This window comes from Paucihalobacter ruber, from assembly GCF_006494535.1.
Taxonomy (GTDB): domain Bacteria; phylum Bacteroidota; class Bacteroidia; order Flavobacteriales; family Flavobacteriaceae; genus Paucihalobacter; species Paucihalobacter ruber.
The window spans coordinates 492,932-511,193 of sequence record NZ_VHIQ01000003.1; the positions used below are offsets into that span (position 1 = coordinate 492,932).

The window sequence follows — 18,262 nt, forward strand, 5'->3', positions numbered from 1 at the left end:
ATGGTCTACTCTTCTACCGCTTCATCAAGTGCCTCTATTTGCTCTTGATAGTCGGCTTCGTCGAGGTTTTTCTCTTTGATTTTTCTGTTTTCGCAACGGCTGCACAAGTTGGCTATGTTTTTTAACTCTCTGGCTTGGGCCACTGAACCTTCAAAAATTTCGGTAGTTCTATCGGTATTGATATAAGAACAATCGTTATATAAATGGTAGACAGTTCCTGATTTGGTCCAATACACAAAGTTAGAGCCTTGCAACCATTCAACACGTCTGGTCTGTTCGGTATATTGCTCTATCGATGGCGGATTAAAATCAAATCCGGTAACTCCGGCTATAACTAAAGCTACCACGGCAATACTGCCTACAATTCCTTTTTGTTTACCGTCTAAATTTTTGCTGGTAAAAATAAAAATCACCAATGGTAAAAAGGCAATAATGGCTACCACCATGCCCAACTGACTTTGCATAAAGAATTTAAATTTATCCTTTTCAGATGCAGGATCAAGTCGGTTTGACTTTTTCCAAAGTACAGCGCCAATGATGGCAAAAATTAAATCCACTACAATTAGTATAATCAACCAGGTCATGTTAACCGGTGGCTTAAACAGCAAGGTAATGGCAAATATTTGCGCAGCAATAGCTAAAATCCATGAAATCACCGCAAAGGTGCGTAACTGATTGGCTTTCCCTTTGGCTTCTGCTGTTGGGACAAAGGTTGTGGTTGTGGCTTGGTGCGAAGTGTTGTCACCACCCGAAACACGCGTCACTTTTTTGTTTGGTTTGTTAGTTTCCATAGTTGGGATAATTAATGTGCTTGCTAAAATACATTTTTTATCATAAATTACAGATGAAAAAAAGTAATGGTTAAATAACGGTATTTTGAACTATTAATTGACCTCTTTTGTAAGTAATATGTCAACATAACGACTTAAGCATTACATCAAATGAATTACTAACTAAACAATCAAAATTATGAACTCGAAACTTTTTTTAATTTTAAGAATTTTACTAGGTCTTTTTGTTTTAGTTTTTGGTCTTAATAAGTTTTTCAACTTTATGCCAATGCCCGAAATATCTGAAGATGCAGGCGCATATTTTGGCGCTTTAATGAATGCTAAAACCTTAGTTTTAGTAGCAATCGTAGAGATTATAGCAGGCTTAGCTTTTATATTTAATAAATATGGCGCTTTACTAGCTCTCATTTTAATGAGTGTTTCGATTAATGCTGTATTATTTCATTTAACTTTAGATCCCGGAGGTATTGGTGGCGCGGCCATGTTATTAATTTTAAACATAGCGGTACTCTTTGGTTATAAAGATAAATATCAGTCTCTTTTGAAATAAAAACAATTTAGTTTACGGCTAAAGATTTTAATTTTTAGCCGTTTTCTTTGGTGGGTAACCAGACAAAATCTTATCAACTAATTTCAAAAAATCCAATTGGCGTTTTTCGGGTGAGGCATTTTGCTTATAAGCGCCTCTGGCAACGGCTTGCCAAAAAAGTGTTCGTCGGTCTTTGTCGAGAAATTCTAAAATAATGACCCTTCGGGTAGTATTTTGACTTACCGGAATACCTACGCTCATACCCCCACCCATATTACCACCGGTACCACCAATGCCAACACCAAAGCCTCCGTCTTGAGCCACTTCGTATAATTCAGACTGTATATCAACAAAAAAATCGGGCGTATCAGACATTTCATAACCCTTGGCTTTAAAGACTGTAGTGATGGCTTCCTTAAAGCGGTTTTCGTCTAATTCGCTCATACCACTTTCAATATCGTCAAAGAAATTATAGGTTTTGTATTGCGAAAAATCGGTTCTGTGTTCGTAGTCGTAATTAATTACCGGTCCGCACGAAAAAAAGCATATTACAAAAACAAACTGGAGCAAGGCTTTCATTTTCATCATTTTCAATTTTATTATAAAGATAATAATTTAGTTTCAGATAAAAACGACGGCCGTTCAACAAGTTTATTCTTGAGAACGTATACCAATATTATGGCGTATTAGACAAAAAAAATCTATTTTTTATCAATGGTCTTAGTTAAAGCCGAAGAAATGATCCCGGTTGGTATGGCTACGATTCCCAAACCAATTAAAAGAATAAAAAATGTAAATACTCTGCCACCAACTGTAATTGGATAAATATCTCCATAACCAACTGTTGTGAGGGTTACGATGGCCCACCACAAACTAGAAAATATGGATGAAAAATTTTCGGGCTGTGCTGCATTTTCGAAATAGTAAATACCAACGGCCGACAAATAAATAAGTATTAGAGTAACAAATAGAAATAGTAATATTTCTTCTTTGGCGGTTTTAATAGCATTGGTAAAATGCCTGATGGCCCGATTGTACCGCACCAATTTAAACACTCTAAATAACCTGACAAATCTGAGCGTTCTCAAAGACCTTAAATCCACTCCAAACGATAAGTAAAAAGGCAGAATTGCTAATAAGTCTATTATTCCAAAAAAGCTAAAAACAAACTTGAACTTATGGTCAGCTACATAAATTCTGAGAAGGTATTCAGCAGTAAAAATAACAACACAAACAATTTCGATGATTTGCAGCCAATATTGTGTGCTTTCGCTTAAATCAGGTAAGGTTTCAATGGAAAAGGCAATTAATGAAATAATAATTAGAAGCTGAATGCTTAATGACACAAATCGGCTCCATTTGTTTTGGGACGCATCATCCAATAATAATTTTATTTTTGCTTTCATTGGGTATTTAGTTGAAATTTCTAAATACTAAATAACTAATTATTGAGCATTTGCCAAAGTTTATCTTTTAGTTCGGTAATACCCATATTTGCGGCCGATGATATAAACATGTAAGGTACATTGAGCGTTTTGTCAAGCTCTTGTTTGAGCTCGGCTTTAAGTTCTTCGTCTAATAAATCGGATTTTGAAATGGCAATAAATCTGTTTTTATCTAACAACTCAGGATTATAGCGTTTTAATTCGTCTAATAAGATACGATACTGCTCGACAATATCTTTGGCATCTGCAGGTATTAAAAAAAGTAAAGTTGAATTGCGTTCAATATGTCTGAGAAAATAATGGCCTAAGCCCTTGCCCTCTGCAGCGCCTTCAATAATTCCGGGTATATCGGCCATTACAAACGATTGGAAATCTCTGTATTCTACAATTCCTAAATTAGGTTTTAAAGTTGTAAACTCATAATCGGCTATTTTGGGCTTCGCTGAGGTTATTACTGATAACAGCGTTGATTTCCCCGCATTTGGAAAACCAACCAGACCAACATCGGCCAGCACTTTCATCTCTAATGTAATTTGTGTTTCCTGACCGGGTATACCGGGTTGCGAATATCTCGGCGTTTGATTGGTAGATGTTCTAAAGTGCCAGTTTCCTCGGCCGCCCATTCCACCTTCAACAATAATTCTTTCCTCGCCTTCTTGGGTAATTTCAAATAGCACTTCACCGGTTTCGGTGTCTTTAACAACAGTTCCTAAAGGCACATCGATGTATTCATCTTTCCCATCGGCACCGGTACTTCTTGATTTACTGCCATGTTCGCCATGTTCAGCTCTAAAATGTCTTTTAAATTTGAGATGATAGAGAGTCCACAAATTAGATTTCCCTCTAACTATCACATGTCCGCCACGGCCACCATCACCGCCATCAGGACCGCCTTTTTCAACATATTTTTCCCTGTGTAAATGCGAAGAACCTTTACCACCATTACCGGAAGTAACAAAAACTTTTACATAATCTACAAAATTACCTTCGGTCATATTTATTTCCCGTGCAAACGGGAATCCTTTTATTAAGTTATTGAACTGTTGTCTTCTTTAGTAATAGAATTTAAAATCAAAAATGTTATTGTTGTGATTGCACTCGTTGTTGTCTCCCTATGGCAAAATATAAAATGGCTCCCAAGAGAGGTAACAGCAGTACAATAAGAACCCAAACAATTTTATCATTTCCTCCAAATTGATTTTTCACAATACTGATCAATGCCAAAAGTGGAAGTAACAACACTAAAAATGATACTATTGTTAAAATAACAAGTCCTGAACCCGGTGTTATAAAATCCATGACATTTGGTTTTAATCGCTGAAAAATTTAGATGTTTATAGTTCGTTTATCACCTTACTCAAACGCGCTGTAATTTCTTCAATCGAACCTACACCATCAACTCCAAAATATTTATTTTTTGCTGCATAAAAATCTTTCAGGACAGCAGTTTTATTGTAATATTCGGTAATGCGATTTCTAATAATATTTTCATCGGCGTCATCGGGACGACCACTGGTTTTTCCTCTTTCATGCAATCTTTTTACCAATACCTCATCCTCTACCTCCAGAGCAATCATGGCATTAATTTGAGAGTCTTTGCGCTCCATAAGCTGATCGAGTGCTTCTGCTTGCGCTGATGTTCTTGGAAAACCATCAAAAATAAAACCATTGGCATCCTGATTTTTTTCAACTTCGGCTTCTAACATATCAATGGTTAACTGATCCGGAACCAATTCACCTTTATCCATATAAGATTTGGCCAACATGCCAAGTGCTGTTTCGTTTTTAATGTTATATCTAAACACATCTCCGGTAGATATATGAACCAGGTTGTATTTTTCTTTTAAAAATTCGGCTTGTGTGCCTTTTCCTGCACCCGGAGGTCCAAAAAGTACAATATTTGTCATGTATTGAGTAGATTTTAGTTGATATATTTCAGGTAAATCTCTGCCTAATCCGTTATAATCCAAACCATATCCAACAATAAACTTATCGGGAATTTCCATGCCTACAAAGTGAATTTTAAAATCCTTGTTGTAAGCATCGGGTTTAAAAAACAAGGTGGCTATAATGAGTTGTTTGACGTTTTCGTTTTTAAAAATGCGATAAATTTCATTGAGCGTCCCACCGGTATCAATGATATCTTCAAGTATAACAACAGTTCTTCCTGATAAATCTTGAGTAAGACCTATTAAACGCTGAATGTCTTCGGTAGATTTTACGCCTTCGTACGATGCCAGTTTAATAAAAGTTACTTCGCACGGGTTGGGGTATTTTTTCACAAAATCGCTCACAAACATAAACGATCCATTCAGAATGCCAACAAACACAGGAACTTCATCTTTTAAGTCGGCAGCAATTTCCTTGGCCATCTTTGAAACCACCGCATCGAGTTTTTCAGCTGAAACAAATGGCTTAAACTCCAAATCGTGTAACTTTATCACTGAGTTTTGTTTTAAAAATGCAAAGATAATCATTTGTTTAAGCATTTACGAATACAAAATCAGAATGTTTTACCAATAAGTTTTACAAGCAAGAATTGGTTTGTATTTTTGCAACAAATAGTGATTAATGAATTATTTCTCGTCAAATTTTAAATTGGGTATTATTGGCGGTGGCCAATTGGGTAAAATGCTACTGCAAGAAACCCGTAAATTTGATGTGCATACACTTGTGCTAGACCCAAGTGAAAGCGCACCATGCAAAATTGCATGTAATGAGTTTTTTGTAGGAGATTTAATGGACTTCGATACAGTTTACAACTTTGGAAAAAGAGCCGGTGTAGTTACTATTGAAATTGAAAACGTTAACGTTGAAGCGTTAGAAGCACTTGAAAAAGAAGGTATAAAAGTTTACCCAAGTTCAAAAACTTTACGAACTATTCAGGACAAGTCTCAACAAAAATTGTTCTATGTAGATAACAACATTCCAACAGCACCGTTTTCGAGATTTGCTTATAAAGATCAAATTTTAACCGCCATTAATAACGAAAGTTTAAGCTTTCCTTTTGTGTGGAAAAGCACCAGATTTGGTTATGATGGTTACGGCGTGAAAATTGTTAAAACCTATTCAGATTTAGATAATTTAACAGCCGGCGAGTGCATTACCGAAAATTTAATTGCGTTTGAAATGGAATTGGCTGTTATTGTGGCCCGATCTGTTTCGGGTCAGGTAGCGACTTATCCTGTGGTTGAAATGGAATTTCATCCTGAAGCCAATCAGGTAGAATATGTAATTTGCCCGGCGAGAATTAGTGATGAAAACGCAAAAAAAGCACAGCTAATTGCGTTGAAAACCTCGGCCGCATTTAATCATGTTGGCTTATTGGCTGTTGAAATGTTTTTAACAAAGAACGGTGACCTATTAGTAAACGAAGTGGCACCAAGACCCCATAATTCAGGTCATTTTAGCATTGAAGCCAGTATCACCTCGCAATACGAACAACATTTGCGAGCTATTTTAAATTTCCCTTTAGGCAGCACCAAAAGCAAGGCCGCCGCTGTTATGGTAAATTTGGTAGGCGATGAAAATTACAACGGTCCGGTTGCGTATGAAAATATTGAAAAGATACTTTCTTTAGAAGGTGTAACACCACATATATACGGCAAAAAAGAAACCCGACCATTTAGAAAAATGGGGCATGTTACTATAGTCAACCAAGATTTAACCGAAGCAAGAAAAATTGCAGAACAAGTAAAAAGAACCATAAAAGTAATCAGTACCTAACCTAACCTATTAATAAGAGGTCTATGAAATGAGCCATAACAATTAAGTCGATACCACCCAAATCGATGATTGGCGAATTCCATCTGACCTTTAAAAAACAATAACCATAAACAGATGAAAAAAGTTGGAGTTATCATGGGTAGCAAAAGCGATTTGCCCGTAATGCAGGAAGCAATTGAGATTTTAAAATCATTCGGAATAACCACCGAAGTTGATATTGTATCGGCTCACCGTACACCTGAAAAAATGATAGATTACGCCAAAAATGCGCACAAAAGAGATATTGCCGTGATTATTGCGGGTGCCGGTGGTGCTGCACACCTTCCCGGGATGGTTGCATCTATCACCCCGTTGCCGGTAATTGGCGTGCCCGTAAAAAGCAGCAATTCTATTGATGGCTGGGACTCAATTTTGTCTATTTTACAGATGCCTGGTGGCGTTCCTGTGGCTACTGTTGCACTTAACGGTGCCAAAAATGCCGGTATACTGGCTGCTCAAATTTTAGGTAGTTCTGATCAAGAAATTTTGAATAAAATTTTAGATTACAAAGCCGATTTAAAATTAAAAGTTGAGCAATCGGCTAAAGATTTAAACTAAAAAACCCCGGAAAATATCCAGGGTTTTACAGCTATTAATCAACATTTTATGAAGTCCATGTAAATGTTCTTCCCAAAATCTGTTGCAAAGATACATTATAACTTTATTATATGAAGCATAAAATTTAGTTAAATAACAGTTAATCAAATTATTGGTAAGAAAAAACATACAATACTGTCAAACAAATAACTACACTATGAGCGTATTAAATCAACCATTTATAACACCTTTTCAAACGGCGCCATTTTCAAAGATAAAAACCGAGGATTTTTTACCCGCCGTCATAGAGGCTATCAAAGAAGCTAAAGCAGAGATCGATGCCATAACGTCTAACCCCGATAAACCAAACTTTCAAAACACCATAGAAGCGCTTGAGTTTTCGGGTCAACAATTAGAACGTATCACAAGCATTTTTTTTAATCTTAACGCCGCCGAAACCAACGATGACATTCAAAAAACGGCTCAGGAAATTTCACCCTTACTGTCTGAATTTAGTAACGATATTACTTTAAATGAAGTTTTATTTCAGCGAATAAAAGAAGTTTATGAACAAAAAGAGCAGCTCAATTTAACCAAAGAGCAACAAACTTTATTAGATAAAAAGTATAAAAGTTTTTCTCGAAACGGTGCCAATCTTAGGGATGAAGACAAAATAAAACTTCGCGAAATAGATAAAAAATTAAGCTCTTTAAAGTTGAAATTTGGGGAAAATGTATTGGCAGATACGCATAACTACGAATTGCATATTACCAATGAAAATGATCTTGACGGATTACCTGAAGGTGCCATTGAAACAGCCAGACAATTGGCAGAAAGCAAAGAAAAAGAAGGTTGGATTTTTACTCTTGATTACCCCAGTTATATTCCATTTATGACTTATGCTAAAAACAGAATGCTTCGAAAGGAACTAGCAATTGCAGCAGGTAAAAAGGGTTTTCAGAACAACCCCAACAATAACGAAAAAATTGTTTTAGAAATTGCAAAACTAAGACATAAACGCGCTAATCTGTTGGGTTACAAAACACATGCTCATTTTGTTTTAGAAGAGCGTATGGCAAAGTCGCCTGAAGCCGTCAATAAGTTTCTAAATGAACTTCTTAAAAAAGCAAAACCCGCAGCAATAAATGAGTTTGAAGAACTGCAGCAATTTGCCAATAAAACGGAAGAAATTGATATTTTACAAAAATGGGATAGCGCCTATTTTGCAGAAAAATTAAAACAAGAGCGTTTTAATCTTGACGACGAATTATTAAAACCATACTTTAAACTTGAAAACGTTATTGACGGCGTTTTTAAAATTGCAGAAAAATTATACGATTTACATTTTGAAGAAGTTAACAACATAGACACTTATCACGAAGATGTAAAAACCTATTTGGTAAAGTTTGGAAACGGTGAATTAGCAGCCATATTCTACGCAGATTTCTTTCCACGAAAAGGCAAACGCAATGGTGCATGGATGACCAGTTACAAATCACAATACGTTAAAAATAAAGCGAATGAAAGACCACACATATCAATAGTGTGCAATTTCACAAAACCCATCCATTCAAAATCGGGCAACTCAAAACCATCACTATTAACCTTTAACGAAGTAACCACCTTATTTCACGAATTTGGTCATGCGTTACATGGTATGCTGGCCAATACAACTTACCCCAGCTTATCGGGAACAAGTGTCTATTGGGATTTTGTTGAACTTCCAAGTCAAATTCTCGAAAACTGGTGTTACGAAAAAGATGCACTGGCACTTTTTGCAAGACATTATGAAACCGAAGAACCCATTCCAATGGATTTCATTGAACGTATCAAAGCTGCGGCCACTTTCCATCAAGGATTGCAAACTTTAAGACAATTAAGTTTTGGAATTTTAGATATGAACTGGCACGGCATGAACCCAAGCAATATTGATAACGTAAAGCAATACGAATTAGCAGCTTTTAAAGACACCAATCTTTTTCCTGATGTCCCCGAAAATTGCATGAGCACCTCATTTTCACACATATTTCAAGGAGGTTACTCAAGTGGTTATTACAGTTACAAATGGGCCGAAGTGTTAGATGCCGATGCTTTTGAATATTTTAAAGAAGAAGGTATTTTTAATCCCGAAGTTGCCGGTAAATTTAAAAACTTTGTATTGTCTCAAGGCGGTACCGAAGATCCTATGACCTTATATAAAAAGTTCAGAGGTCAGGAACCAAAACCGGAAGCACTTTTAAAACGCGCCGGATTATTAACTTAATGTTCTTGTGGGATTTCAATCAATTTAATTACATTTGAAATACCTTTAAAATTTCAATGAAACACGAACTAAATCCGGAAAATTGGGTAGATCTGTATTCAGACTATTTATTCAATTATACCATTAGCAGAGTTAACGAAAGCGAAATTGCTAAAGATTTAGTGCAAGAAACTTTTCTTGCGGGTCTGGGAGCTTTAAAAAATTTCAAAGGTGAAGCACATGAACGTACCTGGCTTATTGCTATTTTAAAAAGAAAAATTATAGATTATTACCGAAAAATAAATTCTAATAAGGGAAAAGCTGAAGTTCGCATTCAATTTAACAGCGGAGATGACAATGAAGGCGAATGGCTCGAAACCAACGTAGCCGACCCATTTGATAAAACTGCCGAAGACGAGTTTGAGAACCAAGAATTGGGTGCGGCTATTTATAGCTGCCTGGCCAAATTAAACACCAAACAAGCCGAAGCATTTAAAATGAAAACCATTTTAGGAATGGAAACCGAAGATATTTGTAATGATTTAAACATTACCACGTCTAATTTTTGGGTGTTAATTCACAGAGCCCGAACAGCCATGGCCGAATGTTTAGAAAAACACTGGTTTTAAAATGAAGAAAGGATTTTTATTTATATCGTGCGAAGAAGCCAAGCATATCTGCGATAAAGCGCAATATGGCGAAGCCACCATATGGGAAAAATTTGAATTAAAACTCAGGTTATCATGGTGCCATATCACACGCTCCTATGCCAAAAAAAATCAAAAACTCTCCGAAGTTTTAAAAAAATCTAACCTTAAAGGCATGAGTCTTAAAGATCGGGAATCGCTTAAATTAACCATCCAGCAAGAACTTAAAAAGCAGCATTAAAACAAGCCAAATAACGGGTATAGATTCTACCCAAAACCCGGTATAAACTTGATTAGAATTTTTTCTGGAAAAGAATAGAAATACAGCTGATATTATCAATATAGTTAACAAAGAAAGTCTGTATACCGTTGCATCTTGCTGTTTTACATATTCTAAAATTGCAATTGCAAGTATCATTATAAAACCTACCAATTTGGTGTTTTTTACACCAATTTTTTGCGGAATGGTTTGTAGTTTTAAACTGTCGAATTGCAAATCTCTAATTTCAAAAGGCAGAATTAAAACCACCAAAATCAAAAACCTCTGCACGAATGATATCCAAATTAAAAGTAATAGCTCAACATCATTTTCTACTAGGAGTAACATAAAAGTTATAAGACTCCAAACCAATGCCACCAAATAAACCTTTAGCCCGGGAATCATTCTTAAATTTCTTATGTCTTTTGATAACAAACGAAATGGCGATTTTGGAAAAGCGTAAAACCAGGTAATCAAACCCGAAACAGCAATGACTGCTAGCGCTTCGGTTTTTAGGAACATCATAAAATAACCAGCCAAAATAACACAACATAAAGAGCTCCAAAAAATGAGATTTAAATTTGAGGTGCGAACTTTAAAGTGCGCTTTGTCAATACCAAAATACTTTACAAAATTATAAGCCGATATTGTAGCGAAAAAAACAAATAAGATGAGAGAAATATCAGGTTTAATGGCAAATTCATAAGCAGTAATTAAAGTAAGTGATACTGCTGCCAAGGCCACATGAACACTGGCGTTTAAATAAAACTCAAACCACTTTTTAAGATTGTGCATTGCGTAAAAATAATACAAGTGTTAATAATGCCTTTAAATGGTTAAAAACTTTGGCAATCTTTAACATTAAAACCACTGCAAAAACGTATTTTTGTGCATCAAAAAAATAGGAACTTTTTTACTGCTATGAACACAAAAAAATTTTCACTTCGCCACATAGGTCCAAGACCGGAAGAACAACAGCAAATGCTAAACTTCATCGGTGTTAATACCATAGACGAACTTATTACACAAACCATTCCTGATAACATCAGACTTAAAAAAGAATTGGATTTAGATGCACCTATGAGCGAACAGGAATTTACTGTTCATATGCATCAATTATCCAAAAAAAATAAAGTATATAAAACCTATATAGGTTTAGGCTACCACCCTACCATTTTACCTGCTGTTATACAAAGAAATATTCTTGAAAATCCGGGATGGTACACTGCCTACACGCCATATCAGGCCGAAATTGCACAAGGCAGATTAGAGGCCTTGTTAAATTTCCAGACAATGGTTACCGATTTAACCGGTATGGAAATAGCAAATGCCTCACTTTTAGATGAAAGTACATCAGCAGCCGAAGCTATGGCCTTGTTATTTGCAGTTAGAGACAGAGACCAAAAAAAGAACAATGTTCATAAGTTTTTTGTTTCAGATGATATTTTACCGCAAACATTATCTTTGTTAGAAACGCGTTCAACACCTATTGGAATTGAACTGGTAACCGGTAAAGCCGAAGATTTTGATTTTTCATCAGAATATTTTGGTGCCATTGTTCAATATCCTGGCAAACACGGACAAATAACAGATATTAAAACCTTCATCGAAAAAGCCAATCAAAACAACATTAAAGTTGCAGTTGCTGCCGATATTTTAAGCTTGATCATGCTGGAAGCACCTGGCAAATTTGGCGCCGATGTAGTTGTTGGCACCACACAAAGATTTGGTATCCCAATGGGATACGGCGGACCGCATGCAGCCTACTTTGCCACCAAAGAAGCCTACAAAAGAGATTTACCCGGCAGAATCATTGGCGTTACAAAAGACCTCAACGGCAATCGTGCCTTGAGAATGGCTTTGCAAACTCGTGAACAGCATATAAAAAGAGATAAAGCTACTTCAAATATCTGTACCGCTCAGGTATTACTTGCAGTGATGGCCGGTATGTATTCAGTTTATCACGGTCCTAATGGATTAAAGCACATCGCCAATGAAGTTCATAGCCTAACGTCAACTCTGGCTAAATCTTTAAATAGTTTAGGTTACAAACTGCACAATGCATCGTTTTTTGATACGCTTCATATAGAAGCCAATGCTAAGACCGTTAAGAACTTTGCTAAAAAGAGAAAAATTAATTTTTACTACCCCGATCAAGAAAGTGTTTCAATTTCAATCAATGAAACCACCACACTTGAAGATATCAATATCATCACTCAAATATTTGCCGATGCCAAAGGTGTTCCTTTTAAAAGAATTGAAAGTATCAATAACGTCGTACAAATCCCTGAAATCCTGCAAAGAACTTCAGAGTTTTTAACCTTACCTATTTTTAACACCTATCACTCTGAAACAGATTTGATGCGTTATATCAAAAAATTAGAACGCAAAGATTTGTCGCTAAATCACTCTATGATTGCGTTGGGTTCATGTACCATGAAACTAAATGCAGCAGCCGAAATGCTACCGCTTAGTATGTTTAAATGGGGCAATATTCATCCATTTGCACCTTTAGAGCAAGCAAAAGGCTTTCAAATTGTGCTTAAAAAATTAGAAGAACAACTCAACGAGGTTACCGGTTTTGCAGGTACCTCACTTCAACCAAATTCAGGTGCGCAAGGAGAGTATGCCGGGTTAATGGTGATTAGAGCTTATCACGAATCTAGAGGAGACAGTCACCGTAATATTTGTATTATTCCTTCTTCGGCTCATGGTACAAATCCCGCAAGTGCTGTAATGGCAGGAATGAAAGTGATTGTTACAAAATCTTCGGATAACGGTAATATTGATGTTGACGATTTAAGAGAAAAAGCCGAAATGCACAAGGACAATCTCGCTGCGTTAATGGTGACTTATCCATCTACGCACGGCGTTTACGAATCAGCCATTAAAGAAATCACACAGATCATACACGATAACGGCGGTCAGGTTTATATGGATGGCGCCAACATGAATGCCCAAGTTGGTCTCACCAATCCAGGAAATATTGGCGCTGATGTTTGTCACCTCAACCTTCACAAAACCTTCGCCATACCTCACGGTGGTGGTGGCCCGGGCGTTGGACCAATTTGTGTTGCAAAGCAACTGGTACCGTTTTTACCATCAAATCCTATCGTAAAAACCGGTGGAGAACAAGCCATCACAGCCATTTCAGCAGCGCCATTTGGATCTGCATTGGCTTGCTTAATTTCTTACGGCTATATTAAAATGCTTGGTGCTGACGGTTTAAAACAATCTACAGAAGTGGCCATTTTAAATGCTAACTATATTAAAGAGCGCCTTAATGGTTACTACAATACTTTATACACCGGTGAGCAAGGAAGAGCTGCACACGAAATGATTATTGATTGCAGACCGTTTAAAGAAAAAGGGATTGAAGTGGTTGACATTGCCAAACGATTAATGGATTACGGGTTTCATGCGCCAACGGTATCGTTTCCGGTGGCTGGTACCATGATGATTGAACCTACAGAAAGTGAAAGCCTTTCAGAATTAGATAAGTTTTGCGACGCCATGATTGCCATTAAACTGGAAATTGATTTGGCCGATAAAAATGAGCCCAACAACGCGCTAAAAAACGCACCACATACCCTCAACATGCTAACGGCTGATGAATGGTATTTCCCTTATTCAAGAGAAACTGCTGCATTTCCTTTAGATTATGTGAGAGATAATAAATTTTGGCCAACTGTTAGACGCGTTGACGAAGCTTACGGAGACAGAAACTTAATTTGTACCTGTGCTCCTATTGAAGACTATATAGAAGCTTAAAATTTTTAAGTTTAAGCTATTTAATTTTTTTACCAAGATGGTTAAATTATTTTTATTGAATTATTTAATTTTTTAAATTATCCATAAAAATACAAGTTATTTAACATGGTTTGATGTTTGAATTTATATAATAAGTAGCTTCGTATTACCAACTAAAAATTAAAAATACAAATGGGCATAAAAATTACAGGAATTGGTAGTTTTATTCCGGATAACGTAGAATCGAATGAAGATTTTTACAAACATGAATTCTTAAACTCAGACGGAACGGTTATTCATTATCCGAACGAAGTTATTGTTGAAAAATTCAAGGATATCACCGGTATTGTAGAGCGCAGATATGCCGATAATGACTTGAATTCCTCAGACCTTGGCTACCTCGCTGCGGAAAAAGCTATAGCTGATGCAAACATTGATCCTGAAACATTAGACTATATTATTGTAGCTCACAACTTTGGTGATGTTAAATACAACACCATTCAAAGCGATATTTTACCATGTTTGGCCTCAAGAATAAAATACAGGCTAAAAATTAAAAATCCGAAATGCGTGGCCTACGACATTTTGTTTGGTTGCCCCGGATGGATTGAAGGTGTTATCCAAGCACAAGCTTTCATCAAAGCAGGAATGGCCAAGCGCTGTTTGGTGATTGGCACAGAAACCTTATCGAGAGTGGTTGATAAACACGACCGAGATTCTATGATCTATTCAGATGGTGCAGGCGCAAGTATTATTGAAGAAACAACAGACGATAGTGGTATACTTGCTCATGAAACTGCAAGTTTTACATATGATGAAGCCTATTATCTTTTCTTTGGAAACTCTAACAACCCGAACTTAGATCCCGATACCAAGTACATCAAAATGCATGGCCGAAAGATATATGAATTCGCTTTAAAGAATGTAGCCGAAGCCATGAAAACCTGTCTCGATAACAGCGGCATTGGTATTAATGAAGTTAAAAAAATTCTCATTCATCAGGCAAATGAAAAAATGGATGAAGCCATTATTAAAAGGTTTTATAAACTCTATAAAATGGAAGCTCCTGAAAATATTATGCCTATGAGTATTCATAAATTGGGCAATAGCTCTGTAGCTACTGTTCCAACGCTACTCGATTTGATTGTAAAAAATGACCTCGAGAATCACCAAATTAATAAAGGAGACATCATAATTTTAGCCAGTGTTGGTGCCGGCATGCATATTAATGCTATTACTTATAGGTATTAAGTGTATAAATAAATGTACAAGACATATCCAAAGAAAAGGTATCAACTTACAATTGAGTTTTTAAAAAAACATATTTCAACCGAAGAAATAATTCTTGATTTAGGTGTTGAAAACCCCTTATCAGAAATAATGATACAAGAAGGTTATAATGTTGAAAATACTAAAGGCGAAGATTTAGACCAAGACCAAACTGTATTAAAAAACTCCAAAGCCACCGTTGTTACTGCATTTGAAATTTTAGAACATTTGTTATCGCCTTATCAGGTTTTAAAATCGGTTCGAGCCCAACAGTTAGTAGTTAGTGTGCCACTTAGCTTATGGTTTTCTAAAGCATATAAAAGTAAAACAGATTTATGGGATAGACATTACCATGAATTTGAAGACTGGCAGCTAGACTGGTTGCTTGAAAAAACAGGATGGACTATTATTGACCGTAAGAAGTGGACTCATCCTGTAAAAAAGTTTGGGTTTAGACCTTTGCTAAGACTATTTACACCCAGATACTATATAGTTTATGCCCGAAGAAGCGATACATAATAACACAACTAATATTGCATCAATAAACTATTAGATGGATTTTTACATCGTCATACCGGCACATAACGAAGCAGAATTTTTAGAGCAAACACTGCAATCGCTCGTTAACCAAACCTTAAAACCAAAAAAGATTGTTATTGTAAATGATCATTCTACAGATAATACACAATTAATTATAGAGAAATTTTCATCTGGGCACAACTTCATTGTTAGCATACAAAAAACTTCCTCAAGCCAACATGTACCGGGAAGTAAAATAATCAATGCCTTTTATGCAGGATTCAACACATTAGACAATAATTATGATGTGATTTGTAAGTTTGATGCCGATTTAATTTTTCCTGAGGATTACCTTGAAAAAATAGCCGAGCATTTTAAAGTAAACAACAACATTGGGATGGCAGGTGGCTTTTGCTACATTGAGTCAAACGGTGAGTGGATTTTAGAAAACCTTACCAATAAAGAACATTTAAGGGGTGCTTTAAAAGCTTATCGAAAAGAGTGTTTTGAACAAATCGGAGAATTAAAACCTTCAATTGGCTGGGATACGGTCGATGAACTTTTAGCTCAGTACTACGGCTGGATTATAAAAACAGATGCAGCGCTTATAGTTAAACACTTAAGACCAACAGGAAGCGGCTACAAGGCATCATCTAGTTTGCTTCAAGGCGAGGCTATGTACAAAATGGGCTATGGTATTATAATTACATTAATTTCGGCTGTAAAAATTGCGTTCAAGAAAAAACAATTCGCTCTTATTCCCGACTATTTAAAAGGTTTTATAAAGGCTAAAAAACAAAAGATTCCTTTCTTAGTAACCAAAGAACAAGCACAGTTTATTAGAAAATTTCGCTGGCGCGGTATTTTAAATAAACTAAAACTTTAATCCAAAACAAATTCTAGTGGCACTCCGGTTGTGGCGTTGGGAAAACTGATTCCCAATAAGGCCGAAATTGTTGGCGCTATGTCAGTAATTTTTACTTTCTGAAGTGTACTGCCTTGCTTAATTCCATTTCCGTAAAACAATAAAGGCACATGTGTGTCATATAAATATCCAGAACCATGCGTTGTTCCTTTTCTTCCATATGAAATTACCGCAGCATTAAAAGACACCAGTACATCACCTGAGCGTTTTTGGTGATAGCCGTTTTGCAACAAAGATTCGATACCTTCTGTAAATGCTTTGTTGTGAAGTGTATGTGCAGCGTAGGCTCGGTCAATATATTCGTAATTAATAATTTCGTCAACGATACTTTGTTGAACCTCTTGAAGATTTAGGTTTAATTGACTAATTTTCTCTCTGTTTAAGAATATTTGGAAACCTCCAATATGTTCAATCAAATCAGAAGTGGCATAACGCTTCAATAAAAAGTTATCTAATTTTTCTTTAAATACCTTTTTGTCAAAGTACCCGGCAGGTATTTTTAAACTCTCCAAAAAAGCAGGCACATGAACTGCGGCATGATCGGCTGTTAAAAACACTGTGTAATTTCCGGTGCCAACTTTGTTATCGAGATGTTTTAAAAGCCTTGCTAATTCTATATCTAGCCTTAAATAAGTATCTTGAATTTCTTTTGAGTTCACACCAAAATTATGACCAATATAATCGGGGCTAGAATAACTTATCGTTAAAAAGTCGGTAACACTTCCATTGCCAAGTTTCTCACCCTCAATGGCTGCAATTGCAAAATCTGTTGTAATACTATTCCCAAAAGGTGTTACTTTTAAAATATCTAAGTCACCATTATCTTTACTTAATTTTTTTAGATTATATGGAAAGGTTGCGGTTTCTTTTCCTTTAAAACCCGACTCGAAATCGTTTAAATCAGGGCCGCTTTCGGTGTAGGTTTTAATATCATAAAGTGTATTCCAGGTTGTCAAGTATTTTTCAACTGTTTTAGATTTGTTGAAATCTTTAACCCATTTAGGCAAATCGGTCATATAATAATCACTGGTTACCCAATTCCCTTCGTCCTTGCCAACAAACCAGTAAGCCGCATTTGCTGAATGACCGGCCGGAAGCACCGCACCTCTGTCTTTCATTGCAATACCAATTACTTTTGATTTTTGTTGGTTATGCAATTTCAACTGATCGGCTACAGTGGTTACCAACATTCTACGCGGCGAAACACGGCTGTAATTATCGGTTGTACCTACCGGATTAAAGGTATCATCGTTTACACAGTAAACTATTTTTTTCTCAAACTTATCATACCAATTATTTTCAATAATTCCGTGATATTTTGGTGTGGTACCGGTGTAGATAGATGCGTGGCCGGGAGCAGTATAGGTTGGTATATAGTTAAAATGTGCATTTTTACAATCGTATCCTTTTAACATCAATCTTTTAAATCCATCGTCGCTGTATTTATCGTAAAATCTGGTGAGATAATCGTAACGCATTTGATCTACAACAATACCAACAACCAATTTTGGCTTATTATCGACCTCCTGAGCAATTAAATTTGGAAACACACAGATCGCTAGGATAAAAATAAGTTTTTTCATG

At 36.1% G+C, this 18,262-nt stretch carries 18 protein-coding genes; 10 read left to right on the plus strand and 8 right to left on the minus strand.

The genetic code is table 11. The features are described from left to right. Nucleotides 1-5: 5 nt before the first annotated feature. Nucleotides 6-791: a UbiA prenyltransferase family protein gene (locus FJ651_RS08555; protein ID WP_140990091.1), complete on the minus strand. Its 786-nt coding sequence runs from the start codon at nucleotides 789-791 to the stop codon at nucleotides 6-8. Nucleotides 792-969: 178 nt separating this feature from the next. On the opposite strand from FJ651_RS08555, the gene FJ651_RS08560 reads away from it, so the two are divergent. Further along, complete coding sequence (locus FJ651_RS08560; RefSeq protein ID WP_140990092.1) at nucleotides 970-1,341, plus strand: DoxX family membrane protein; 372 nt, start codon at nucleotides 970-972, stop codon at nucleotides 1,339-1,341. 27 nt (nucleotides 1,342-1,368) lie between these two features. On the opposite strand, the gene FJ651_RS08565 is transcribed toward FJ651_RS08560, so the two are convergent. The 5 genes from FJ651_RS08565 to FJ651_RS08585 all read right to left on the minus strand — a co-directional run bounded on the left by FJ651_RS08565 (nucleotide 1,369) and on the right by FJ651_RS08585 (nucleotide 5,209). Continuing rightward, nucleotides 1,369-1,899, minus strand: coding sequence for a DUF4136 domain-containing protein (locus tag FJ651_RS08565; protein WP_140990093.1), 531 nt, complete (start codon nucleotides 1,897-1,899; stop codon nucleotides 1,369-1,371). Nucleotides 1,900-2,021: 122 nt separating this feature from the next. Continuing rightward, entirely contained in the window at nucleotides 2,022-2,726 is a 705-nt protein-coding gene (locus FJ651_RS08570) for an ion transporter (RefSeq protein ID WP_140990094.1), read from the minus strand. A gap of 35 nt (nucleotides 2,727-2,761) precedes the next feature. After that, on the minus strand, nucleotides 2,762-3,760 hold the full coding sequence (gene obgE, locus FJ651_RS08575) for a GTPase ObgE (RefSeq protein ID WP_140990095.1): 999 nt from the start codon (nucleotides 3,758-3,760) through the stop codon (nucleotides 2,762-2,764). Nucleotides 3,761-3,845: 85 nt separating this feature from the next. Continuing rightward, on the minus strand, nucleotides 3,846-4,064 hold the full coding sequence (locus tag FJ651_RS08580; RefSeq protein ID WP_140990096.1) for a PLDc N-terminal domain-containing protein: 219 nt from the start codon (nucleotides 4,062-4,064) through the stop codon (nucleotides 3,846-3,848). A 35-nt stretch (nucleotides 4,065-4,099) separates the two neighbouring features. Beyond that, complete coding sequence (locus FJ651_RS08585) at nucleotides 4,100-5,209, minus strand: adenylate kinase (protein ID WP_140990097.1); 1,110 nt, start codon at nucleotides 5,207-5,209, stop codon at nucleotides 4,100-4,102. A 127-nt stretch (nucleotides 5,210-5,336) separates the two neighbouring features. On the opposite strand from FJ651_RS08585, the gene FJ651_RS08590 reads away from it, so the two are divergent. From FJ651_RS08590 to FJ651_RS08610, 5 genes are all read left to right on the plus strand, one after another. Then, a complete protein-coding gene (locus FJ651_RS08590) occupies nucleotides 5,337-6,491 on the plus strand; it encodes a 5-(carboxyamino)imidazole ribonucleotide synthase (protein ID WP_140990098.1) in 1,155 nt (384 codons plus the stop codon). Nucleotides 6,492-6,605: 114 nt separating this feature from the next. Next, complete coding sequence (gene purE, locus FJ651_RS08595; protein WP_140990099.1) at nucleotides 6,606-7,088, plus strand: 5-(carboxyamino)imidazole ribonucleotide mutase; 483 nt, start codon at nucleotides 6,606-6,608, stop codon at nucleotides 7,086-7,088. 196 nt (nucleotides 7,089-7,284) lie between these two features. Then, nucleotides 7,285-9,330 carry a M3 family metallopeptidase gene (locus FJ651_RS08600; protein WP_140990100.1) on the plus strand — a complete coding sequence of 682 codons (2,046 nt, stop codon included), beginning with the start codon at nucleotides 7,285-7,287 and terminating at the stop codon, nucleotides 9,328-9,330. A gap of 56 nt (nucleotides 9,331-9,386) precedes the next feature. Next, nucleotides 9,387-9,938 (plus strand): sigma-70 family RNA polymerase sigma factor, encoded by a 552-nt coding sequence (locus tag FJ651_RS08605; protein WP_140990101.1) that lies wholly within the window; start codon nucleotides 9,387-9,389, stop codon nucleotides 9,936-9,938. 1 nt (nucleotide 9,939) lies between these two features. After that, nucleotides 9,940-10,197: a hypothetical protein gene (locus FJ651_RS08610; protein WP_140990102.1), complete on the plus strand. Its 258-nt coding sequence runs from the start codon at nucleotides 9,940-9,942 to the stop codon at nucleotides 10,195-10,197. Here the strand turns inward: FJ651_RS08610 and FJ651_RS08615 are convergent. Continuing rightward, entirely contained in the window at nucleotides 10,162-11,010 is an 849-nt protein-coding gene (locus tag FJ651_RS08615; RefSeq protein ID WP_140990103.1) for a UbiA prenyltransferase family protein, read from the minus strand. The genes FJ651_RS08610 and FJ651_RS08615 overlap by 36 nt on opposite strands. Before the next feature lie 126 nt (nucleotides 11,011-11,136). Between FJ651_RS08615 and gcvP the strand changes: the two genes are divergently transcribed. The 4 genes from gcvP to FJ651_RS08635 all read left to right on the plus strand — a co-directional run bounded on the left by gcvP (nucleotide 11,137) and on the right by FJ651_RS08635 (nucleotide 16,639). Then, nucleotides 11,137-13,986: an aminomethyl-transferring glycine dehydrogenase gene (gene gcvP, locus FJ651_RS08620; protein WP_140990104.1), complete on the plus strand. Its 2,850-nt coding sequence runs from the start codon at nucleotides 11,137-11,139 to the stop codon at nucleotides 13,984-13,986. 171 nt (nucleotides 13,987-14,157) lie between these two features. Next, nucleotides 14,158-15,216, plus strand: a complete 1,059-nt coding sequence (locus FJ651_RS08625; protein WP_140990105.1) for a 3-oxoacyl-ACP synthase III family protein — start codon at nucleotides 14,158-14,160, stop codon at nucleotides 15,214-15,216. A gap of 12 nt (nucleotides 15,217-15,228) precedes the next feature. Then, nucleotides 15,229-15,753: a class I SAM-dependent methyltransferase gene (locus tag FJ651_RS08630; RefSeq protein ID WP_140990106.1), complete on the plus strand. Its 525-nt coding sequence runs from the start codon at nucleotides 15,229-15,231 to the stop codon at nucleotides 15,751-15,753. A 34-nt stretch (nucleotides 15,754-15,787) separates the two neighbouring features. Beyond that, nucleotides 15,788-16,639 carry a glycosyltransferase family 2 protein gene (locus FJ651_RS08635; protein ID WP_140990107.1) on the plus strand — a complete coding sequence of 284 codons (852 nt, stop codon included), beginning with the start codon at nucleotides 15,788-15,790 and terminating at the stop codon, nucleotides 16,637-16,639. Here FJ651_RS08635 and pafA read toward each other — a convergent pair. After that, entirely contained in the window at nucleotides 16,636-18,261 is a 1,626-nt protein-coding gene (gene pafA, locus FJ651_RS08640; RefSeq protein ID WP_140990108.1) for an alkaline phosphatase PafA, read from the minus strand. The genes FJ651_RS08635 and pafA overlap by 4 nt on opposite strands. Between the last annotated feature and the right edge of the window lies 1 nt (nucleotide 18,262).

Bases quoted from the DNA above. Each gene is read 5' to 3' on its own strand.
- FJ651_RS08555 (WP_140990091.1), bottom strand. From the start codon at position 791: ATGGAAACTAACAAACCAAACAAAAAAGTGACGCGTGTTTCGGGTGGT.
- FJ651_RS08560 (WP_140990092.1), top strand. From the start codon at position 970: ATGAACTCGAAACTTTTTTTAATTTTAAGAATTTTACTAGGTCTTTTT.
- FJ651_RS08565 (WP_140990093.1), bottom strand. From the start codon at position 1,899: ATGAAAGCCTTGCTCCAGTTTGTTTTTGTAATATGCTTTTTTTCGTGC.
- FJ651_RS08570 (WP_140990094.1), bottom strand. From the start codon at position 2,726: ATGAAAGCAAAAATAAAATTATTATTGGATGATGCGTCCCAAAACAAA.
- obgE (WP_140990095.1), bottom strand. From the start codon at position 3,760: ATGACCGAAGGTAATTTTGTAGATTATGTAAAAGTTTTTGTTACTTCC.
- FJ651_RS08580 (WP_140990096.1), bottom strand. From the start codon at position 4,064: ATGGATTTTATAACACCGGGTTCAGGACTTGTTATTTTAACAATAGTA.
- FJ651_RS08590 (WP_140990098.1), top strand. From the start codon at position 5,337: ATGAATTATTTCTCGTCAAATTTTAAATTGGGTATTATTGGCGGTGGC.
- purE (WP_140990099.1), top strand. From the start codon at position 6,606: ATGAAAAAAGTTGGAGTTATCATGGGTAGCAAAAGCGATTTGCCCGTA.
- FJ651_RS08600 (WP_140990100.1), top strand. From the start codon at position 7,285: ATGAGCGTATTAAATCAACCATTTATAACACCTTTTCAAACGGCGCCA.
- FJ651_RS08605 (WP_140990101.1), top strand. From the start codon at position 9,387: ATGAAACACGAACTAAATCCGGAAAATTGGGTAGATCTGTATTCAGAC.
- FJ651_RS08610 (WP_140990102.1), top strand. From the start codon at position 9,940: ATGAAGAAAGGATTTTTATTTATATCGTGCGAAGAAGCCAAGCATATC.
- FJ651_RS08615 (WP_140990103.1), bottom strand. From the start codon at position 11,010: ATGCACAATCTTAAAAAGTGGTTTGAGTTTTATTTAAACGCCAGTGTT.
- gcvP (WP_140990104.1), top strand. From the start codon at position 11,137: ATGAACACAAAAAAATTTTCACTTCGCCACATAGGTCCAAGACCGGAA.
- FJ651_RS08625 (WP_140990105.1), top strand. From the start codon at position 14,158: ATGGGCATAAAAATTACAGGAATTGGTAGTTTTATTCCGGATAACGTA.
- FJ651_RS08630 (WP_140990106.1), top strand. From the start codon at position 15,229: ATGTACAAGACATATCCAAAGAAAAGGTATCAACTTACAATTGAGTTT.
- FJ651_RS08635 (WP_140990107.1), top strand. From the start codon at position 15,788: ATGGATTTTTACATCGTCATACCGGCACATAACGAAGCAGAATTTTTA.
- pafA (WP_140990108.1), bottom strand. From the start codon at position 18,261: ATGAAAAAACTTATTTTTATCCTAGCGATCTGTGTGTTTCCAAATTTA.